This window comes from Streptomyces sp. NBC_00691 (assembly GCF_036226665.1).
Lineage (GTDB): Bacteria > Actinomycetota > Actinomycetes > Streptomycetales > Streptomycetaceae > Streptomyces.
In genome coordinates this window covers 827,583-846,328 of sequence record NZ_CP109007.1, presented here as the reverse complement: position 1 = coordinate 846,328, position 18,746 = coordinate 827,583, and the positions used below count along the sequence as shown (strand labels likewise).

Here is an 18,746-nt window from a genome sequence, read left to right as displayed (position 1 = left end):
GAACCCCGCGTGACCACCGAGAACGCCTGGCAGCCCCGGATCCTGCGCCCCGCCGACGTGGGCGCCGACGCCACCCCGCAGGGGCTGGAGGAGTACCTGCGGGCCACCGACGTCGGCCGGCTCCTGGCAGAGGAACGCGCCGTCTACTTCCGCGGCTTCGGCATCACCGCCGACACCTACGACGGCGCCGCCGACCGGCTGCTGGCGAACCGGCTCGCGTACGTCCACGGCAACTCGCCCCGTACCAAGGTCGGCCGCAACCTCTACACCTCCACCGAGTACCCGGCCGAGTTCGAGATCTCCATGCACAACGAGATGTCGTACGCGCACACCTGGCCCTCGCGGATCCTGTTCTACTGCGGCGTGGCGGCCGCCACCGGCGGTGCGACCCCGCTCGTCGACGGCCGCCTGTGGCTGGAGTCCATCGACCCCGAGGTCCGGGCGGCCTTCGCCCCCGGCGTCCGCTACACCCAGAACCTCCACGACGGCATGGGCTTCGGCAAGAGCTGGCAGGCCACCTTCGAGACCGAGGACAGGGCCGAGGTCGAGGCGTTCCTCGACGGGGCCGAGGCCGAGTGGAGCTGGCAGCACGACGGCACCCTCCGGGTCACCCAGCTCCGCCGCGCGACCCTGGAGCACCCGGTCACCGGCACGGAGGTCTGGTTCAACCAGGCCGACCAGTGGCACATCGCCGGACTCGGCGACGACGCCGCGGCGCTCGCCGAACTCATCCCGGAGGACGAGCTCCCGCAGAACGCGTTCTTCGCCGACGGCAGCCCCATCCCGGCCGACCACATCACCCACGTCCAGGAGATCGGCATGAAGACCGCCGTGGACGTCGCCTGGGAGGTCGGCGACCTGCTGCTCGTCGACAACGTCGCGGTCGCGCACGGCCGCCGCGCCTTCACCGGGCAGCGCCGCATCCTGGTCGCCATGGCCTGATCCGCGGCCGCACATTCGGACGCCTCGAAGGGCCGGCCCGCTCGGGCCGGCCCTTCGAGGCGTTCACCGTGGGGGAGGAGCCGTCAGGACGCCCACCGGTCGAGGGAGGCCAGGAACGCCGGCACGTCGTCCGCGATCCGGCCGGACGCCGCGAACCGCCGCGACGGCAGCCCCTCGACGACGCGCCGCAGCGTCTCCTCCGTCTCCCGGACGACCGGGGAGAAGTCGAGCCGCAGCAGCTTCGCCACCGCGCCCAGGGTGCTGCGCGGCCCCGCGCCCAGGACCTGCCCGGCGCGACCCCCGGAGGACGCCGGCGCCTCGCCGTCCCGGTCCACGAAGACCACCAGGTCCACCGGCAGCGGCCGCGCCGGCAGGGGCCCGGCCCCGGGGCGCACCGGGAACAGGTACTCCCGCCCCCGGTGGTCCGCGGGCAGCTCCGAGGCGTGTCCCTCGACCGGCGTCCCGGTGACCCGCTCGATGAGGGCCCGGTCGTCCGGATGCGCCCGGCACTCCCACGCGCCGCTCAGGAACAGCGGGACGACGGCCCGGTCCGCCGTCACGAACACCAGGTCCTCCGCGACGACCCGCCAGCCGTGGGCGAAGGCCGCGAGCCCGAGGGTGGACTTGCCCGACCCGGACGCCCCGGCGAGCAGCACGGTGAACCCGTCGTCCCGGGTGACGGCCACGCCGTGGATCAGCGCCATCCCGCCGCTCAGCATCAGCGGGGCGATCAACGCCATCCGCGCCAGCTTGCGCCGGAACGCCTCGTGGCTCGCGGACACCTCCACGAGAGCGCACGGCGCGCGGCCGGGAAGGAGCGGGGCGCCGGCGGCCGGTGCCCCGTCGGCCGTCCCGCGGGCGGGGTCGGGCGAGGCCGTCAGCAGACCGGCCGTGCCCGAGGACTCCCGGGCCGGCCAGTGGATCCACCGCTCCTCCCCGCTCTCGCCGTACGCGGCCCAGGGCCCGCCCCGCGCGGGCGGCGGCTCCCCGGGCGGCGGGCGGTACGCGTCCACCGCCCGCACCCGCAGCCGGACCGCCCCGGGGCCGGGGATCGGTCCGGCGCCGCGGGCCAGCGCCCCGGCGAAGACGTCGAGCCCCTCGACGGGGTCGACCGCGTCCCAGAACGATCCCGGCGTGCCCGACGGCACGGCGAACTCCCAGTCCGCGACGACCCGTTCGGAGGCAAGCCGCCCGGAGACGGCGGGACGCCGACGACCGGATGCGGCCCCGTCGGCGGACGCGCCACCTACGGACACGCGGTCGGCGGACGCGCCCGGGGCGGCCCGGTCCGGAGTGGCCGGGGCCGGCACGCTCTGGTCACTTGTCACGGTAGGCGGCCTGCCTCGCCATGGTGTGGAGCGCGGAGGCCCAGTCCGGTTCCAGTGCTCCGCGCACCGCGGCCCGCGCGGTCTCGATGCGCTCCCCGATCACCGCCTCCACCCGGTCGCGCACCCCGGTCCGGATGAGCACCTCGTGCAGCCGCTCGGGGGCGACGCCGGCGAGGTCGTCGCCGACCAGCTCCCGCACCTCCTCCTCGTGGCGCAGCGCGATCGACATCAGCAGCGTCATCTTGTGCTGCTTGAAGTCGAGCTGGGCGGGCTTGCCGGTCACGTCGGAGCTGCCGAACGCGTCGAGCAGGTCGTCCCGGAGCTGGAACGCCTCGCCGAGCGCGAGGCCGTACCGCTCGAACGCGGGCTGCAGCTCCGACGCGCCGGCGAGCTGCGCCCCCATGGCCAGCGGACGGTAGACGGTGTAGCGCCCGGACTTGAACAGCGCGATCCAGCTGGACAGTTCGGGGTCCGGCACGAAACGGGCCGCGGCCCGCACGTCCAGGAACTGGCCGATCATCAGCTCCGTGCACAGCTCGCCCCAGATCCGGCGGGCGTGCGGCGGGCAGTCGGCGAGCAGCCGCTCCGCGTACACCAGCGCGAGGTCGCCGGCGAGGACGGCGACGCTCTCGCCGTACCTGCGCGGCTCGCCGCGCCAGTCCCGCTCGGTGTGCAGCTCCGAGTGCACGATGTGCGCGGTCGGCTCGTTGCGGCGCAGCCCCGAGTCGTCCATGACGTCGTCGTGCAGCAGGGCGAAGGTGTGCAGCAGCTCCAGGGCGGCGGCCACGTCGACGATGACCTGCTCCTCCGGGTCGCCGCCGCCGGCGAGGTAGCCCGCGACGCAGAACGCCGGACGCAGGCGCTTGCCGCCGCTGCCGACCATGCGGGTCACGCAGTCGATCAGCTCGGCCGAGTCCGCGTTGAGCGCCGCCCAGGAACGGCGCTCCTCGGCGAGGAATTCGTGAATACGTCGCTCCACCCGCGCCAGGACGCGGTCGCGTGTTTCACGGGCGGCGACACCGGTGAATTCCGGACTCACCGGAAAGGCAATGGACATACGGATCTCCTGATGGCGGATAGACCTCAACAGGCTCTTTCTCGCACACCCAAGCGCCCCCGAAAAGAGGCAGCTTGGCGTATAGGCGCTGTCCAGAGGGGGCGGCTGGGTGCGCACTACCGTTCAGCGCAGTGTGCAGACCACGTCTGCGAGAAACCACTGACCTGATTGTTCTTGCGGTGTGCCAGGAGTCGCCTGTCGCACACCTGATAGGTGGATGGCGAGGAATCATGGACCGGTCTCAGTCTTTTGCCGACGGCGAGCAGCGGCTTCCGCTGACCGGGGCTCAGGCAGGGGTGTGGTTCGCGCAGGCCGTCGAACCCGACAGCCCGATCTTCCGCGCGGCGGAGTACCTGGAGATCCACGGCACGCTGGACACCGCGCTCTTCGAGCGGGCGCTGCGGCGGATGACCGCCGAGGCGGACGCCCTGCACATCCGGTTCGTCGACACCGACGAGGGCCCCCGCCAGATCATCGGCTCCGAGCCCGCCTGGACCCTGCGGACCGTCGACGTCTCCGGCGAGGCCGACCCCCGCCGCGACGCCGAGGAGTGGATGGGCCGCGACCTGCGCCGCCGCATCGACCTGACCGGCTCACCGCTGTTCACCTACGCCCTGTTCAAGGCCGCCGAGGACCGCTGGTTCTGGTACCACGCCTACCACCACATCCTGCTCGACGGCGTAGGAGCCGCCCTCCTGGTCCGCCGCGTCGCCGACGTCTACACCGCGCTCGCCACCGGAGCCGATGCCGGCCCCACACCCTTCGGCTCGGTCCGCACCCTGCTCGCCGAGGACGCCGCGTACCGCGCGTCCGGGGACCTCGCCGAGGACCGGGAGTTCTGGCGTGGCCGGTACGCCGACCAGCCCGAGCCGGTCGCCCTCTCCACCCGCCCGCTGAAGCCGTCCGCCGACTTCGTCCGGCGCAGCGCCGAGCTGCCCGAGGACGTCCGCGAGGACCTGGTCCGCGCGGCGGAGCAGGCCGGCACCGCCCGCTCCCGCGTCGTCATCGCCGCCACGGTCGCCTACATGCACCGCATGACCGGCCTGACCGACATCGTGCTCGGCCTGCCGGTCACCGCCCGCCCGGGCCCCGAGTCCCGCACCGCGCCCGGCATGGCCGCCAACGTCGTCCCGCTGCGGGTCGCCGTCGACGACGCCACCACCGTCGGCGAACTCCTGGAGCGCACCCGGGTCGCGCTGCGCGGCCTCGTCGCCCACCAGCGCTACCGCGGCGAGGAGCTGCGCCGCGACCTCGGCCTGCCCAACGACCACCGCCGCTTCTTCGGCCCGCTGCTCAACGTCGTCCCGTTCGACTACGACCTCAGCTTCGCCGGTCTGCGCGCCGACGCCCACAACATGTCGCTGCGGCTCATCGAGGACCTCGCCGTCTCCGTGTACGACCGCGGCAACGGCGGCGGCATCCGCGTCGACTTCGACGCGCACCCGGAGCTGTACGCCCCCGCCGAGCTCGCCGCCCACCAGGACCGCTACCTTCGGTTCGTCGGCCGGATCGCCCGTGCGCTCGACGAGCCGGGGACGCCCCTCGGCCGGATCGGACTGCTCGGCGACGAGGAGCGGGACGCGGCCCTCGCCCGCCCCGCCGCGGTCATGCCCCCCACCGACGGCCCCACGCTCGCCGCCCTGTTCGAGCGCCAGGTCCTCGCCTCGCCCGACGCGCCCGCCCTCGCGTTCCAGGACACCGTCCTCGACTACGCCGAGCTGAACCGGCGCGCCAACCGGCTCGCCCGGCTGCTCGCCGCCCGCGGCGTCGGACCGGAGGACCGGGTCGCCCTGCTGCTGCCGCGCTCCGCCGAGTTCGTCGTCGCGATCCTCGCCGTCGTCAAGGCCGGAGCCGCGTACGTCCCCGTGGACCCGGGCTACCCCGAGGCCCGCATCGCGCACATCCTCGGCGACGCGGCCCCCGTCCGCGTGCTCGTCGACGCCTCCACCGCCGCCGTCGCCGAGGCCGCCGGGCGCACCCCGCTCGTCCTCGACGACCCCGCCGTCACCGCCGAGCTGGCGACGCTCTCCGGCGCCGACCTCGCCGACGCGGACCGCACCGCCCCGCTGACCGCCGCGCACGCCGCGTACGTCATCTACACCTCCGGCTCCACCGGCCGCCCCAAGGGCGTCGTGGTCACCCACGCCGGACTGCCGGGTCTCGCCGACACCTTCGTCCGGCGGCTCGACGTCCGTCCGGGCAGCAGGGTCCTCCAGTTCGCCTCCATGGGCTTCGACGCGATGGTGCCCGAGCTGTGCATGGGCCTGCTCGCCGGAGCGACCTTCGTCCTCGCCCCCGCCGAGCGGCTGCTGCCCGGCGACCCGCTGGCCGCGTTCGCCCGCGAGGCCGGGATCACCCACGCGATCCTGCCGCCGTCGTCGCTGGCCGTCATGGACCCCGCCGCCGACCTGCCCCCGGGCATGACCATCCTCATCGCCGGCGAGGCCGCCGGTGAGGAACTGGTCTCCCGCTGGGCGCCCGGCCGGCTCTTCGTCAACGGCTACGGCCCCACCGAGACCACCGTCTGCGCCACCATGAGCGAGGCCCTCGACGGCTCCCGCACGCCCCCCATCGGCGACCCCATCGCCGAGACCCGCGTGTACGTCCTCGACAGCGCCCTGCTGCCCGTGCCGCCCGGCGTCACCGGCGAGCTGTACGTCGCCGGCCCCAGCCTCGCCCGCGGCTACCTCGGCCGCTCCGCGCTCACCGCCGAGCGGTTCGTCGCCCACCCCTTCGGCCTGCCCGGCGAGCGCATGTACCGCACCGGCGACCTCGTCCGGCAACTCCTCGACGGATCGCTGGAGTTCATCGGACGCGCCGACGAGCAGACCAAGATCCGCGGCTACCGCGTCGAGCCCGGCGAGGCCGAGGCCGCCCTGCTGCGCCTGCCCTCCGTGGCCCAGGCCGCCGTGACCGTACGCCGGTCCGCCGACGGCACCCCCGCGCTCGCCGGATACGTCGTCCCCGCGGCCGGCGCGGCGGCCGGACCCGATCCGGCCGCCGTCCGCGAGGCGCTCGCCGAGGTCCTGCCCGGCTACCTCGTCCCCGCGACCGTCACCGTCGTCGACGCCATCCCCGTCACGCCCAACGGCAAGGTCGACCACAAGGCCCTGCCCGAGCCGGGCCCGGCCGCCACCGGCGCGGGCCGGGAGCCGCGCACCCCGCTCGAACACGCCCTCGCCGCCCTGTTCGCCGACGCCCTCGGCCAGGACGCCGTCCTCGCCGACGACGACTTCTTCGCCCTGGGCGGCCACTCCCTCATGGCCGCCCGCCTCGCCCGCCGGATCTCGGCCGAACTCGGCCGGGACTGCGGCGTCGAGGCACTCTTCGCCGAGCCCACCGTCCGCCGGCTCGCCGTCCGCCTCGAAGGAGCGACCTCCGAGCGCCCCGCGCTCACCCCCACGCCCCGCACCGGCGACCTCGCCCTCTCCTACGCCCAGCAGCGCCTGTGGTTCCTCGACCAGCTCGAAGGCCCCAGCGCCGCGTACAACATCCCGCTCGTGCTCACCCTCGACGGCACGCTCGACGGCACCGCCCTCGCCGCCGCGCTCGGCGACCTCACCGACCGCCACGAGATCCTGCGCACCGTCTACCGCGAGACCGAAGGCGTCGCCGCCCAGCACATCCTGCCCGCCGGCGACGCGCCCGTGCTCACCGTCCGCACGGCGAGCGACGACACCCTCGACGCCGAGCTGTCCGCCGCCGTCGCCCACCGCTTCGCCCTCGCCGACGAACCCCCTCTGCGGGCCACCCTGTTCGCCCTCGCCCCCGACCGGCACGTCCTGCTGCTCCTGCTCCACCACATCGCCGCCGACGCGGGCTCCCTCGCCCCGCTGCTCGGCGACCTCACCGACGCCTACACGGCCCGCCGCGCCGGCCACGCCCCCGCCCGGGCCCCGCTCGCCGTCCAGTACGCCGACTACGCGGCCTGGCAGCGACGCGCCCTCGGCGACGAGAGCGACCCCGACAGCTCCGCCGCCCGCCAGATCGCCTTCTGGAAGCGGCAGCTCGACGGCCTGCCCGACCACCTCGACCTGCCCGCCGACCACCCCCGCGGCGCCGGTTCCGCAGCCCCCGCCGACCTCGTCGCCCTCGACCTCGACGCGGCCGCCCACCGCCGCCTCGCCGCGCTCGCCCGCGCCACCGGCACCAGCACCTTCATGGTCGTCCAGACCCTCGTCGCCACCCTGCTGACCCGGCTCGGAGCCGGAACGGACATCGCCCTCGGAACGCCCGTCACCGGCCGCCCCGAGGACAGCCTCGACGCACTCGTCGGCTTCTTCACCAACACCCTCGTGCTGCGCACCGACACCTCCGGCGACCCCACCTTCGCCGAACTCCTCGCCCGCGTCCGCACGAGCAACCTGGACGCCTACGCCCACCAGGAGCTCCCCTTCGAGCGGCTGGTCGAGGTGCTCAACCCGGCCCGCTCCACCTCCCACCACCCGCTGTTCCAGGTCATGATCTCCATGGACAGCTCGGAACGGTCCCTGCCCGCCGTCGACGGGCTCGCCCTCGGCCTGGTCGACGTGCCCACCGGCACCGCCAAGTTCGACCTGTCGTTCAACGTCCGCGAGCACCGCGGCCCCGACGGCGACGAGGCCGGCCTGTTCCTCGCCCTGGAGTTCCGCACCGACCTCTTCGACCGCACCACCGCCGAAGCGGTCCTGACCCGCCTCGCCCGGCTCGCCGAAGCCGCCACGGCCGCCCCCGACACCCGCATCGGCAGCGCCCCCCTCCTCTCGGACGAGGAGACCCACCGCCTCCTCGTCGCCTGGAACGACACCGCCGCGCCCGAGACCATGACCGACGTCGTGGGCCGCGTCCGCGCCGTCGCAGCCGAGCACCCCGAGGCCGTCGCCGTCACCGACGACCACGGCGACGTCACCTACGCCGCGCTCATGGACCGCGTCGACCGGCTCGCGGCCCGGCTGCGCGCCCGCGGCGCCCGCCAGGACACCGTCGTCGCCGTCCTCGCCGACCGGGGCGCCGCCGCGATCACCGCCTTCCTCGGCATCCAGGCCGCGTCCGCCGCCTACCTCCCGCTGGACACCCGCGCGCCGCACGAACGGAACGCCTCCCTGCTCGCCGACGCCTCCGCCGCCTGGCTGCTCACCGGCCCCGGCCACGAGGAGACCGGCGCCGCCGTCGTCGCCGGAACCGGGACGCAGGCCCTCGCGGTCGACGAACCGGCCGGCCCCGCCCCGGCCGCCGACCCCACCGCTCCGGCCGGCGACCAGCTCGCGTACGTCATCTTCACCTCCGGCTCCACCGGCCGCCCCAAGGGCGCGATGGTCCACCACCGGGGCATGAACAACCACCTGCTCGCCAAGGTCGACGACCTCACCCTCACCGGCGCCGACACCGTCGTCCAGAACGCCCCCCTCACCTTCGACGTCTCCGTCTGGCAGATGATCGCCCCGCTCCTCACCGGCGGCCGCGTCCTGGCGGTCGGCCGGCTCCTCGCCGCCGACCCGCTGGGGCTGTTCCGCCTCGTCGGCCACGACGGGGTCACCGTCCTGGAGGTCGTCCCCTCCCTGCTGCGCGCGGCCCTGGACACCTGGGACGAGGGCGCCGAGGTCCCCGCCCTGCCCGCCCTGCGCTGGCTCGTCGTCACCGGCGAGGAGCTCCCCGCCGACCTGTGCCGGCGCTGGTTCGCCCGCTTCCCCGGCATCCCGATGATGAACGCGTACGGACCCACCGAGTGCTCCGACGACGTCACCCACGCCGTCCTCACCCCCGACACCCTCGACGAGCGGCGCATCACCGCCCCCATCGGCCATGCCGTCCGCAACACCACCCTTTACGTCCTCAGCGACGAGCGGCAGCTCGTCCCGCCCGGCACCGCCGGCGACCTGTACGTGGCCGGTGTGGGTGTCGGCCTCGGCTACCTCGGCGACCCCGAGCGCACCGCCGCCGCGTTCGTCCCCGACCCGTTCGCCGCCGACGGCAGCCTCATGTACCGCACCGGCGACCTCGTCCGCCACCGCCCCGACGGGCAGCTGGAGTTCATCGGCCGGCGCGACGCCCAGGTCAAGATCCGCGGCCAGCGCATCGAACTCGGCGAGGTCGAGGCACACCTGCGGGCCCTGCCCGGCGTCACCGACGCCGCCGCCGCGGTCGTCCCCGGACCCGGCGGACACCGCCACCTCGTCGGTTACGTCGTCGGCGACGACGACGTCCGCGCCCTGCGCGAGGCCCTCGCCGCCGCACTGCCTGAACACCTCGTCCCCGCCGTCCTCGTCGCCCTGCCCGCCATGCCGCTCACGCCGAACGGCAAGACCGACCGCAAGGCCCTGCCCGCCCCCGACTTCACCACGGCCGAACGCCGCGCCCCGCGCACCCCGCAGGAGGAGATCCTGTGCGGCGTCTTCGCCGACATGCTCGGCCTCGACCGGGTCGGCCTGGACGACGACTTCTTCGCCCTCGGCGGCCACTCCCTCCTCGCCACCCGCCTCGTCGCCCGGATCCGTACCGCCCTGGACACGGACCTGGAGGTGGCGGCGATCTTCGAGACGCCGACCGTCGCAGGTCTCGCCGCCCGGCTCGCCGACGCGGGACCGGCCCGCGGCGGCCTCGCCCGCCGCGAACGCCCCGACCGGCTCCCGCTGTCCTACGCCCAGCGGGGCCTGTGGTTTCTCAACCGGATGGACCCCGCCGACGGCACCTACAACATCCCCCTGGTGCTGCGGCTCTCCGGTCCGCTCGACCACGACGCCCTGCGCCGCGCCCTCGCCGACGTCGCCACCCGCCACGAGAGCCTGCGGACCGTCTTCCCCGAGACCGACGGCGTCCCCCACCAGCTCGTCCTGGACCCCGAGCGGGCCCGCCCCGTCCTCGACGTCGTCACCGCCGCCGGCCCCGACGCCGACGCGCTCGTCGCCGAAGCCGTCGGCCGCGGCTTCGACATCACCCGCGAAGCCCCGTTCCGCGCCCGGCTCATCGAGATAGGACCCGAGACCCACGTCCTCGTCGTCGTCGTCCACCACATCGCCGGCGACGGCTGGTCCACCGCCCCGCTCGCCCGCGACCTCAGCGTCGCCTACGCCGCCGCCCTCGGCGGCCGCCTGCCCGACTGGACCCCGCTGCCCGTCCAGTACGCCGACCACACCCTGTGGCAGCGCGAGCGGCTCGGCGACGAGAGCGACCCGGACAGCGTCCTCTCCGCCCAGATCGCCTACTGGAAGGACGCCCTCGCCGGCCTCCCCGAGGAGCTCGCGCTCCCGACCGACCGGCCCCGGCCCGCGCTGCCCAGCCACCGCGGCGGCCTCGTGCCCTTCCAGCTCGGCCCCGAGACCCACCGCGCCCTGCTCGGCCTCGCCCGCGCCCACGGCGTGACCCCCTTCATGGTGCTGCACGCCACGCTCGCCGCCCTCCTCACCCGCCTCGGCGCCGGCACCGACATCCCGATCGGCGGCTCGGTCGTCGGCCGGGGCGACGAGGCCCTCGACGACGTGGTCGGCTTCTTCGTCAACTCCCTCGTGCTGCGCACCGACACCTCCGGCGACCCCACCTTCGCCGAACTCCTGGAGCGCGTCCGCACCGCGGACATCGCCGCCTTCGCCCACCAGGACCTTCCGTTCGAACGGCTCGTGGAGGCGCTCAACCCGCGCCGCTCGCTCAACCGCCACCCGCTGTTCCAGATCAAACTCGTCCTGCAGAACCTCGACCGCCCCGACGTCGACTTCCCCGGCCTGCGTGCCGACGTCGCCCAGATCGACCCCGACATGGCCAAGTTCGACCTGCTCCTCTCCGTCGCCGAACGGTACGACGAGCACGGCGAACCGCAGGGTGTCGAGGCCGCCGCCGGCTACTCCGCCGACCTGTTCGACCGGCCCACCGTCGAGGCCCTCGCCGGCCGCTTCGTCCGGCTCCTCGAATCCGCCCTCGGCGACCCGCACCGGCCGCTCGCCCGGCTCGCCGTCATGGACGGCAGCGAACGGCACGACCTGCTCGTCACCCGCAACGCCACCGGCCACGACACCCCCGACGCCACCCTCCCGCAGCTCTTCGAGGCGCAGGCCGCCCGCACCCCGGAGGCCCCCGCCGTCGTCTGCGGCGACGAACGGCTCAGCTACGCCGGGCTCGACGCCCGCGCCAACCGCCTCGCCCACCTGCTCCTGGCGCACGGCGTCGGCCAGGACACCCTGGTCGCCCTCGCCCTGCCCCGCTCCGCCGACGCCGTCGCGGCCATGCTCGCCGTCGGCAAGGCCGGCGCCGCCTACCTGCCGCTCGACCCCGAACACCCCGGCGAGCGCGTCACCCGGCTCCTCGCCGACGCCCGGCCCGCCCTCGTCCTCACCACCGCCGCCACCCTGGACGCCGCCCCGCACCTGGCCGCCGCCGGTGCCCGCGTCCTCGTCCTGGACGCCCCCGACACCGTCGACGCGCTCGACCGCGCCCGCACCGACGCACCGGCCGCGTCCGACCTCACCGCGCCCGTCACCCCCCACGACGCCGCGTACGTCGTCTACACCTCCGGCTCCACCGGCACGCCCAAGGGCGTCGTCGTCGAGCAGCGGGCCCTGGTGGACTACGTGGTGCGCTGCGCCGCCGAGTACCCCGGCCTGAGCGGACGCACCCTGCTCCACTCGCCGCTCTCCTTCGACCTCGGCCTCACCACCCTCTACGGCACCCTCCTCGCCGGCGGCTGCCTCCACGTCGGCGACCTCGACGAGACCCTCGACGTCCCCGGCGGCCTGACCTTCCTCAAGGCCACGCCCAGCCACCTGCCCCTCCTCGACACCCTGCCCGACGAACTCTCCCCGACCGCCGAGCTGATGACCGGCGGCGAGGCCCTGCACGCCGAACAGCTCGCCGCCTGGCGCGCCCGGCACCCGCAGGTCGCCGTCGTCAACCACTACGGCCCCACCGAGACCACCGTCGGCGTCCTCGACCACCGCGTCCCGGCCGGTGCCCCGCTCGCGGCCGGACCGGTCCCGCTCGGCCGCCCCATGTGGAACACCCGCGCCTACGTCCTCGACGCGGCCCTGCTCCCCGTCCCCGACGGCGTCACCGGCGACCTCTACATCGCGGGGACCGGCCTGGCACGCGGCTACCTCGGCCGCCCCGCAGGCACCGCCGAACGGTTCGTCGCCGACCCCTACGGACCCTCCGGCGCCCGCATGTACCGCACCGGCGACCGGGTCCGCTGGAACTCCGCGGGCGTCCTGGAGTACGTCGGCCGCGCGGACCACCAGGTCAAGGTCCGCGGCTTCCGGATCGAACTCGGCGAGGTCGAGGCCGCCCTGCTGTCCGCCCCCGGCGTCCGCCAGGCCCTCCCGCTGGTCCGCGAGGACCAGCCGGACGACAAGCGGCTCACCGCCTACGTCGTCCCCGCCCCCGGCGAGCGGCTCGTGCCCGACCGCGTCCGCGCCCACGTCGCCGAGGTGCTCCCCGAGTACATGACGCCCACCGCCGTCGTCGTCCTCGACGCGCTCCCGCTCACGGCCAACGGCAAGGTGGACCGGGCCGCCCTGCCCGCCCCCGAGTCCGTCGGCGGACCGGTGACCCGCGCCCCGCGCACCCCGGAGGAGGAGATCCTCGCCGGCCTCTTCGCCGACGTCCTCGGCGTCGCACGCGTCGGCGTCGACGACGACTTCTTCGCCCTCGGCGGCCACTCCCTGCTCGCCATGCGCCTGCTCAGCAGGATCGCCTCCACTCTCGGCGTCCGCGTCGGCGTCAAGGCGCTCTTCGACGCCCCCACCGTCGCCGGCGTCGCCACCCGGCTCACCGCCCCCGGCGAGACGCGCCCCGCGCTCGTCCCCGCCGACCGGGGCGACCACGTCCCGCTCTCCTTCGCCCAGACCCGGCTGTGGTTCCTCAACCGGCTCGAAGGCCCCAACGCCACGTACAACGTGCCCCTCGTGCTCCGCCTCACCGGCACGCCCGACCGGGCCGCCCTGCGCGCCGCCCTCCGCGACGTCACCGACCGCCACGAGAGCCTGCGCACCGTCTTCCCCGAGACCGACGGCGTCCCCCGCCAGCACGTCCTCGGCCCCGTCGAGGGCGCCGCCGTCCTCGACGAACACACCGTCCCGGCCGCCGAGCTGGAGCAGACGATCACCGACACCGTCCTCGGCGGCTTCGACCTGACCGTCCAGCCGCCGCTGCGGGCCCGCCTGCTCACCGCCGACGGCGGCGACGGCGACGGGGTGCTCGTCCTGGTCACCCACCACATCGCCAGCGACGGCTGGTCCCTCACCCCGCTGCTCGCCGACCTGTCCCGGGCCTACACCGCCCGGACCCGCGGCGCCGCGCCCGCGTGGGAGCCCCTGCCCGTCCAGTACGCCGACTACACCCTGTGGCAGCGCAGCGTCATGGGCGACGAGACCGACCCCGACAGCCAGCTCACCCGCCAGGTCCAGCACTGGAGGGACGCCCTCGACGGCCTCCCCGAGGAGCTCGACCTGCCCACCGACCGGCCCCGGCCCGAAGTGGCCACATACCGCGGCGACAACGTGCCGCTGGAGCTCGACGCCGAGACGCACGCCGCGCTCGCCGCGCTCGCCCGCGCCCACGGCGTCAGCCTCTTCATGGTCCTCCAGGCCGGCCTCGCCGCCCTGCTGACCCGGCTCGGCGCCGGCGGCGACATCCCCATCGGCACCCCCATCGCCGGACGCACCGACGACGCCCTCGACGAACTCGTCGGCTTCTTCGTCAACACCCTGGTCCTGCGCACCGACACCGCCGGCGACCCGACCTTCCGCGAACTGCTCGCCCGGGTCCGCGAGACCGACCTCGCGGCGTACACCCACCAGGACCTGCCGTTCGAGCGGCTGGTGGAGGAGCTGAACCCGGTGCGGTCGCTGGCCCGCCACCCGCTCTTCCAGATCATGCTGATCCTCCACAACACCGCACGGGCCGAGATCGACCTGCCCGGCCTGCGGGTCGAGGTCGAGGGCGCCGACGCCCCGGTCGCCAAGTTCGACCTGTCCGTCAGCCTCTGGGAGCGGCACACCGCCGACGGCGCCGCCGACGGCATCCTCGGCCGGATCGAGTACGCCCTCGACCTGTTCGACCGCTCCACCGCGGAAACCCTCGCCACCCGGCTCCAGCGGCTCCTCACCGCCGCCGCCCACACCCCCGAGCTGCCGATCAGCGGCCTCGCGGTCCTCGACGACGCGGAACTCCACGACCTCCTCGTCGTCCGCAACGACACCGGCCACCCGCGGCCCGAGGCGTCGCTGCCCGAACTGTTCCGCCGCCAGGCCGCCCGCACCCCGGAGGCCATCGCCCTCGTCCGCGGCGACCTCGCCCTCACCTACGCCGAACTCGACGCCCGCTCCGACCGCCTCGCCGGCGCCCTGCTCGGCCGCGGCGTCCGCCCCGAGGACCGGATCGCGCTGCTCCTCGCCGACCGCGCCACCCACGTCGTGGCGACCGTCGCCGTCGCCAAGGCCGGCGGCGTGTACGTCCCGCTGGACGTGCGCAGCCCCGAGGCCCGCACCCGCCGCATCCTCGACGGCACCGCGACCGTCCTCGTCCTCGCCGAGACGGCCACCGCCGACCGCGTCCCGGACGGCGCCGCGCCCGTCCTGCTCGTCGACGCCGGGTACCCGCCGGCCGGCGCGCCCGGCGCCGAACCGCCCGCCATCCACCCCGACCGGCTCGCGTACGTCATGTACACCTCCGGCTCCACCGGCGAGCCGAAGGGCGTCGCCGTCACCCACCGCAACGTCGCCGGGCTCGCCCGCGACCGCTACTGGGGCCACGGCGCCGACGACCGGGTGCTCATGCACTCCCCGCCGTCCTTCGACGCCTCCACCTACGAGCTGTGGGGCCCCCTCCTCAACGGCGCCCGGATCGTCGCCACCGACGGCGACGCCACCGACATCGCCTCCCTGGCCGCGACCATGATCCGGCACCGCGTCACCGTCGGCCTCTTCAGCGAAGGCGTGTTCCGCCTCCTCGCCGAGAACCACGCCACCGCCTTCCGCGACCTCCGCGACATCTACGTCGGCGGCGACACGGCCTCGGCCACCGCCGTCCGCAAGGTCCTGGAGCAGACCGCAGGAGCCCGCCTCACCAACAGCTACGGCCCCACCGAGACCACCCTCTGCGTCGTCCACCACGCCCTCACCGAGGAGGACGTCGCCCGCAACTCCTTCCCCATCGGCCGACCCCTCGACAACACCCGCGTCTACGTCCTCGACACGGCCCTGCGGCCCGTCCCCGACGGCGTCACCGGGGAGCTGTACGTCGCCGGCGAGGGCCTGGCCCGCGGCTACACCGGCCGCCCCGGCCTCAGCGCCGAACGCTTCGTCGCCGACCCGTACGGCCCGCCCGGCTCGCGCATGTACCGCACCGGCGACCGGGTCCGCTGGCGCGCCGACGGCACCCTGGAGTTCGCCGGCCGCGCCGACGCCCAGGTCAAGGTCCGCGGCTTCCGCATCGAACTCGGTGAGGTCGAGGCCGCCGTCGCCGCCCACCCGGCCGTCGCCCAGACCGTCGTCGTCGTCCGCGAGGACCGCCCCGGCGACAAGCGCCTGGTCGCCTATGCCGTCCCGGCCGCCGGCCGACCCCTCGACGCCGACGCTCTCCGCGCCCACGTCGCGGCCCTGCTGCCGGACTACATGACGCCCGCCGCGTTCGTCGAACTCGCCGAACTGCCCCTCACCCGCACCGGAAAGCTGGACCGCCAGGCCCTGCCCGCACCCCGGTACGAGGGCGGCGGCGACCGCGCCCCGCGCAACGAGCGCGAGCAGCTCCTCTGCGGCCTCTTCGCCGACCTGCTCGGCGTCCCCCAGGTCGCCGTGGACGACAACTTCTTCGCCATGGGCGGCGACAGCATCGTCTCCATCCAGCTCGTCAGCAGGGCCCGCGAGGCCGGACTCGTCCTCACCCCGCGCGACATCTTCCAGCACCAGACCGTCGAGGCCCTCGCCCTCGCCGCGACCGCCCCGGGCGCCGACACCCCGCACACCCCCGACGACGGCACCGGCACCGTGCCCGTCACCCCGATCATGGAGTGGCTGCGCGGCCTCGGCGGCCCCGTCGAGGGCTTCAACCAGTCCGTCCTGCTCCGCACCCCCGCGGGCCTCGGCGAACCGGCCCTGACCGCCGCCGTCCAGGCCGTCCTCGACGGACACGACCTCCTCCGCGCCCGCCTCGACCGGACCGCGCCCGGCCCGTGGACCCTGGAAGTCCCGCCCGCCGGCAAGACCGACGCCGCCGACCGCGTCACCCGGGTCGACATCACCGCCGTCTCCGACGACGCCCTCGCCCCCGTCCTCACCGACCACGCCGAGACCGCCCGCCGGGCCCTCGACCCCGACCGCGGCGACATGCTCCGCGTCGTCTGGTTCGACGCAGGGCCCGACCGCGCCGGACGCCTCCTGATCCTCGCCCACCACCTCGTCGTCGACGGCGTCTCCTGGCGCGTCCTCGTCCCCGAACTCATGACCTGCTGGACCGACGCCGAAGCCGGCCGCGACACCGAGGTCGCCGCCGTCCGCACCTCCTTCCGCACCTGGGCCCGCCACCTCGCCGACCGCGCCCTCACCGGCGCCGCCGAGGCCGAACTCCCGCTGTGGGAGCGGATGACCGCGGAGGCCGACCCGCTGCTCGCCGGGCGCCCCCTCGATCCCGCCGTCGACACCCACGGCACCACCCGCCGCCGCTCCCGTACCCTCCCCGCCGACCGCACCGAGCCCCTGCTCACCGCGGTGCCCACCGCGACCGGGACCAGCCCCGACGAGATCCTGCTCACCGCCCTCGCCCTCGCCCTCGCCGAATGGCGGCGCGGGCGCAGGCGCGGCGCGCCCGGCGCCGGACCCGTGCTCCTCGACGTGGAGGGCCACGGCCGGGGCGACGACGACGGCGCCGAACTCTCCCGCACCGTCGGCTGGTTCACCACCATGCACCCGCTGCGCCTCGACCCCGGCGTCAGGTGGCACGAGGTCCGCGGCGGAGCCCCCGCCGTCGGAGAGGCCCTGCGCCGGGTGAGCGGCCAGATCCGCGCGGTCCCCGCCAAGGGCGCCGGATACGGCCTGCTCCGCCACCTCAACCCGCGCACCGCCGAGCTCCTGGCGGGCGGCGCCGCACCGCAGATCGGCTTCAACTACCTGGGCCGCGTCCGCACCGACCACTCCGCCGGCACCGCCGACTGGGGCGCCGCGCCCGAGGACGTACGCATCGCCCCGACCGACCCGGACCTGCCGTTCGCCCACAGCCTGGAGGTCAACGCGGTCACCCACGACCGCCCCTCCGGACCCGAACTGACCGTCACCTGGACCTGGCCCGGCGGACTCTTCGACGAGGCCGACGTCGAGTCCCTCACCGGCCTCTGGTTCGAGGCCCTCGACGCCCTCACGCGGTACAGCACCGCACACGCCGCCCCCGCCGGCGGCTCCCCCCGCAGTCTGACGACATCCGACCTCTCCCTGGCAGACCTGGACCAGGACGAGATCGACGAGCTCGAGGCCGACCTGGCCGACCTGGAGGATCTGACGTGACGCACACCAGCCGACCGGCCCGCAAGCCGTCCGGACTCGAGGGCGTCCTGCCCCTGTCCCCCCTGCAGGAAGGCCTCCTGTTCCACTCCCTGCTCGACGACGGCGAAGGCCCCGACGTCTACGCCGTCCAGCTCGCCGTCGACCTGGAGGGACCGCTCGACGCGAACCGCCTCAAGGACGCGATGGCCGCCCTGCTCCGCCGCCACGCCAACCTGCGCGCCGGATTCCGCTCCGTACGCTCCGGGAAGCCGGTGCAGTTCCTCCTCCGCGAGGTCGACCTGCCCTGGCGCGAGGCCGACCTCACCCGGCTGCCGGCGGAGGAGAGGGAGGCCGAACTCGTCCGCCTCGCCGACCGGGACCGCGCCGAGCGCTTCGACCTGGCCGCGCCGCCGCTGATCCGCTGCCTCCTGATCCGCCGTGAGGACGACCTGCACCGGCTGGTCGTCACCAACCACCACATCCTGCTCGACGGCTGGTCCATGCCGGTCGTGCTGCGCGAACTGTTCACCGTGTACGAGCAGGGCGAGCAGGCCCTGCCCCCCGTCACCCCGTACAAGAACTACCTCCGGTGGCTGGCCGCCCAGGACCGTACGGAGACCGAGCAGGTCTGGCGGCGCACCCTCGCCGGCGTCGAGGAGGCCACCCGCCTGGCCCCCGCCGACGCCGGCCGCGAGGCCCGCATGCCGGAGCGCGTCGAGTCCCTGCTCCCCGCCGACCTCGGCGACGGCATCGCGGAACTCGCCGCCTCCGGCGCGGTCACCCTCAACACCGTCGTCCAGCTCGCCTGGGCCGTCGTCCTGGGCCGCCTCACCGGCCGCGACGACGTCGTCTTCGGCACCACTGTGGCCGGCCGCCCGGCCGAGGTGCCCGGTGTCGAGTCCATGGTCGGCCTCTTCATCAACACCGTCCCGGTGCGCGTCGCCCTCGACCACGACGAGCCGTGGTCGAAGGCCCTCGCCCGCG

5 protein-coding genes (1 of these 5 only partly in view) are annotated in these 18,746 nt (G+C 75.2%); 3 read left to right on the top strand and 2 right to left on the bottom strand.

Annotated elements, in window-relative coordinates; all coding sequences use genetic code 11:
- The first annotated feature begins 9 nt into the window (after positions 1–9).
- Positions 10–942 carry a TauD/TfdA family dioxygenase gene (locus OG392_RS03740; protein WP_329275506.1) on the top strand — a complete coding sequence of 311 codons (933 nt, stop codon included), beginning with the start codon at positions 10–12 and terminating at the stop codon, positions 940–942.
- A gap of 83 nt (positions 943–1,025) precedes the next feature.
- Here OG392_RS03740 and OG392_RS03735 read toward each other — a convergent pair whose 3' ends face one another.
- Positions 1,026–2,270, bottom strand: coding sequence for a hypothetical protein (locus OG392_RS03735; RefSeq protein ID WP_329275504.1), 1,245 nt, complete (start codon positions 2,268–2,270; stop codon positions 1,026–1,028).
- Positions 2,260–3,327 (bottom strand): polyprenyl synthetase family protein, encoded by a 1,068-nt coding sequence (locus OG392_RS03730; protein WP_329275502.1) that lies wholly within the window; start codon positions 3,325–3,327, stop codon positions 2,260–2,262. The genes OG392_RS03735 and OG392_RS03730 overlap by 11 nt, the downstream gene beginning before the upstream one ends.
- Before the next feature lie 230 nt (positions 3,328–3,557).
- Here OG392_RS03730 and OG392_RS03725 point away from each other — a divergent pair, with 230 nt between their 5' ends.
- Positions 3,558–17,783 (top strand): non-ribosomal peptide synthetase, encoded by a 14,226-nt coding sequence (locus OG392_RS03725; RefSeq protein ID WP_329275500.1) that lies wholly within the window; start codon positions 3,558–3,560, stop codon positions 17,781–17,783.
- On the top strand, positions 17,780–18,746 hold the 5' portion of the coding sequence (locus OG392_RS03720) for a non-ribosomal peptide synthase/polyketide synthase (RefSeq protein WP_329275499.1). It continues 17,231 nt past the right edge of the window; only the first 967 of its 18,198 coding nucleotides appear in the window; its start codon is at positions 17,780–17,782; its stop codon lies beyond the right edge, outside the window. Before OG392_RS03725 ends, OG392_RS03720 begins: the two co-directional genes overlap by 4 nt.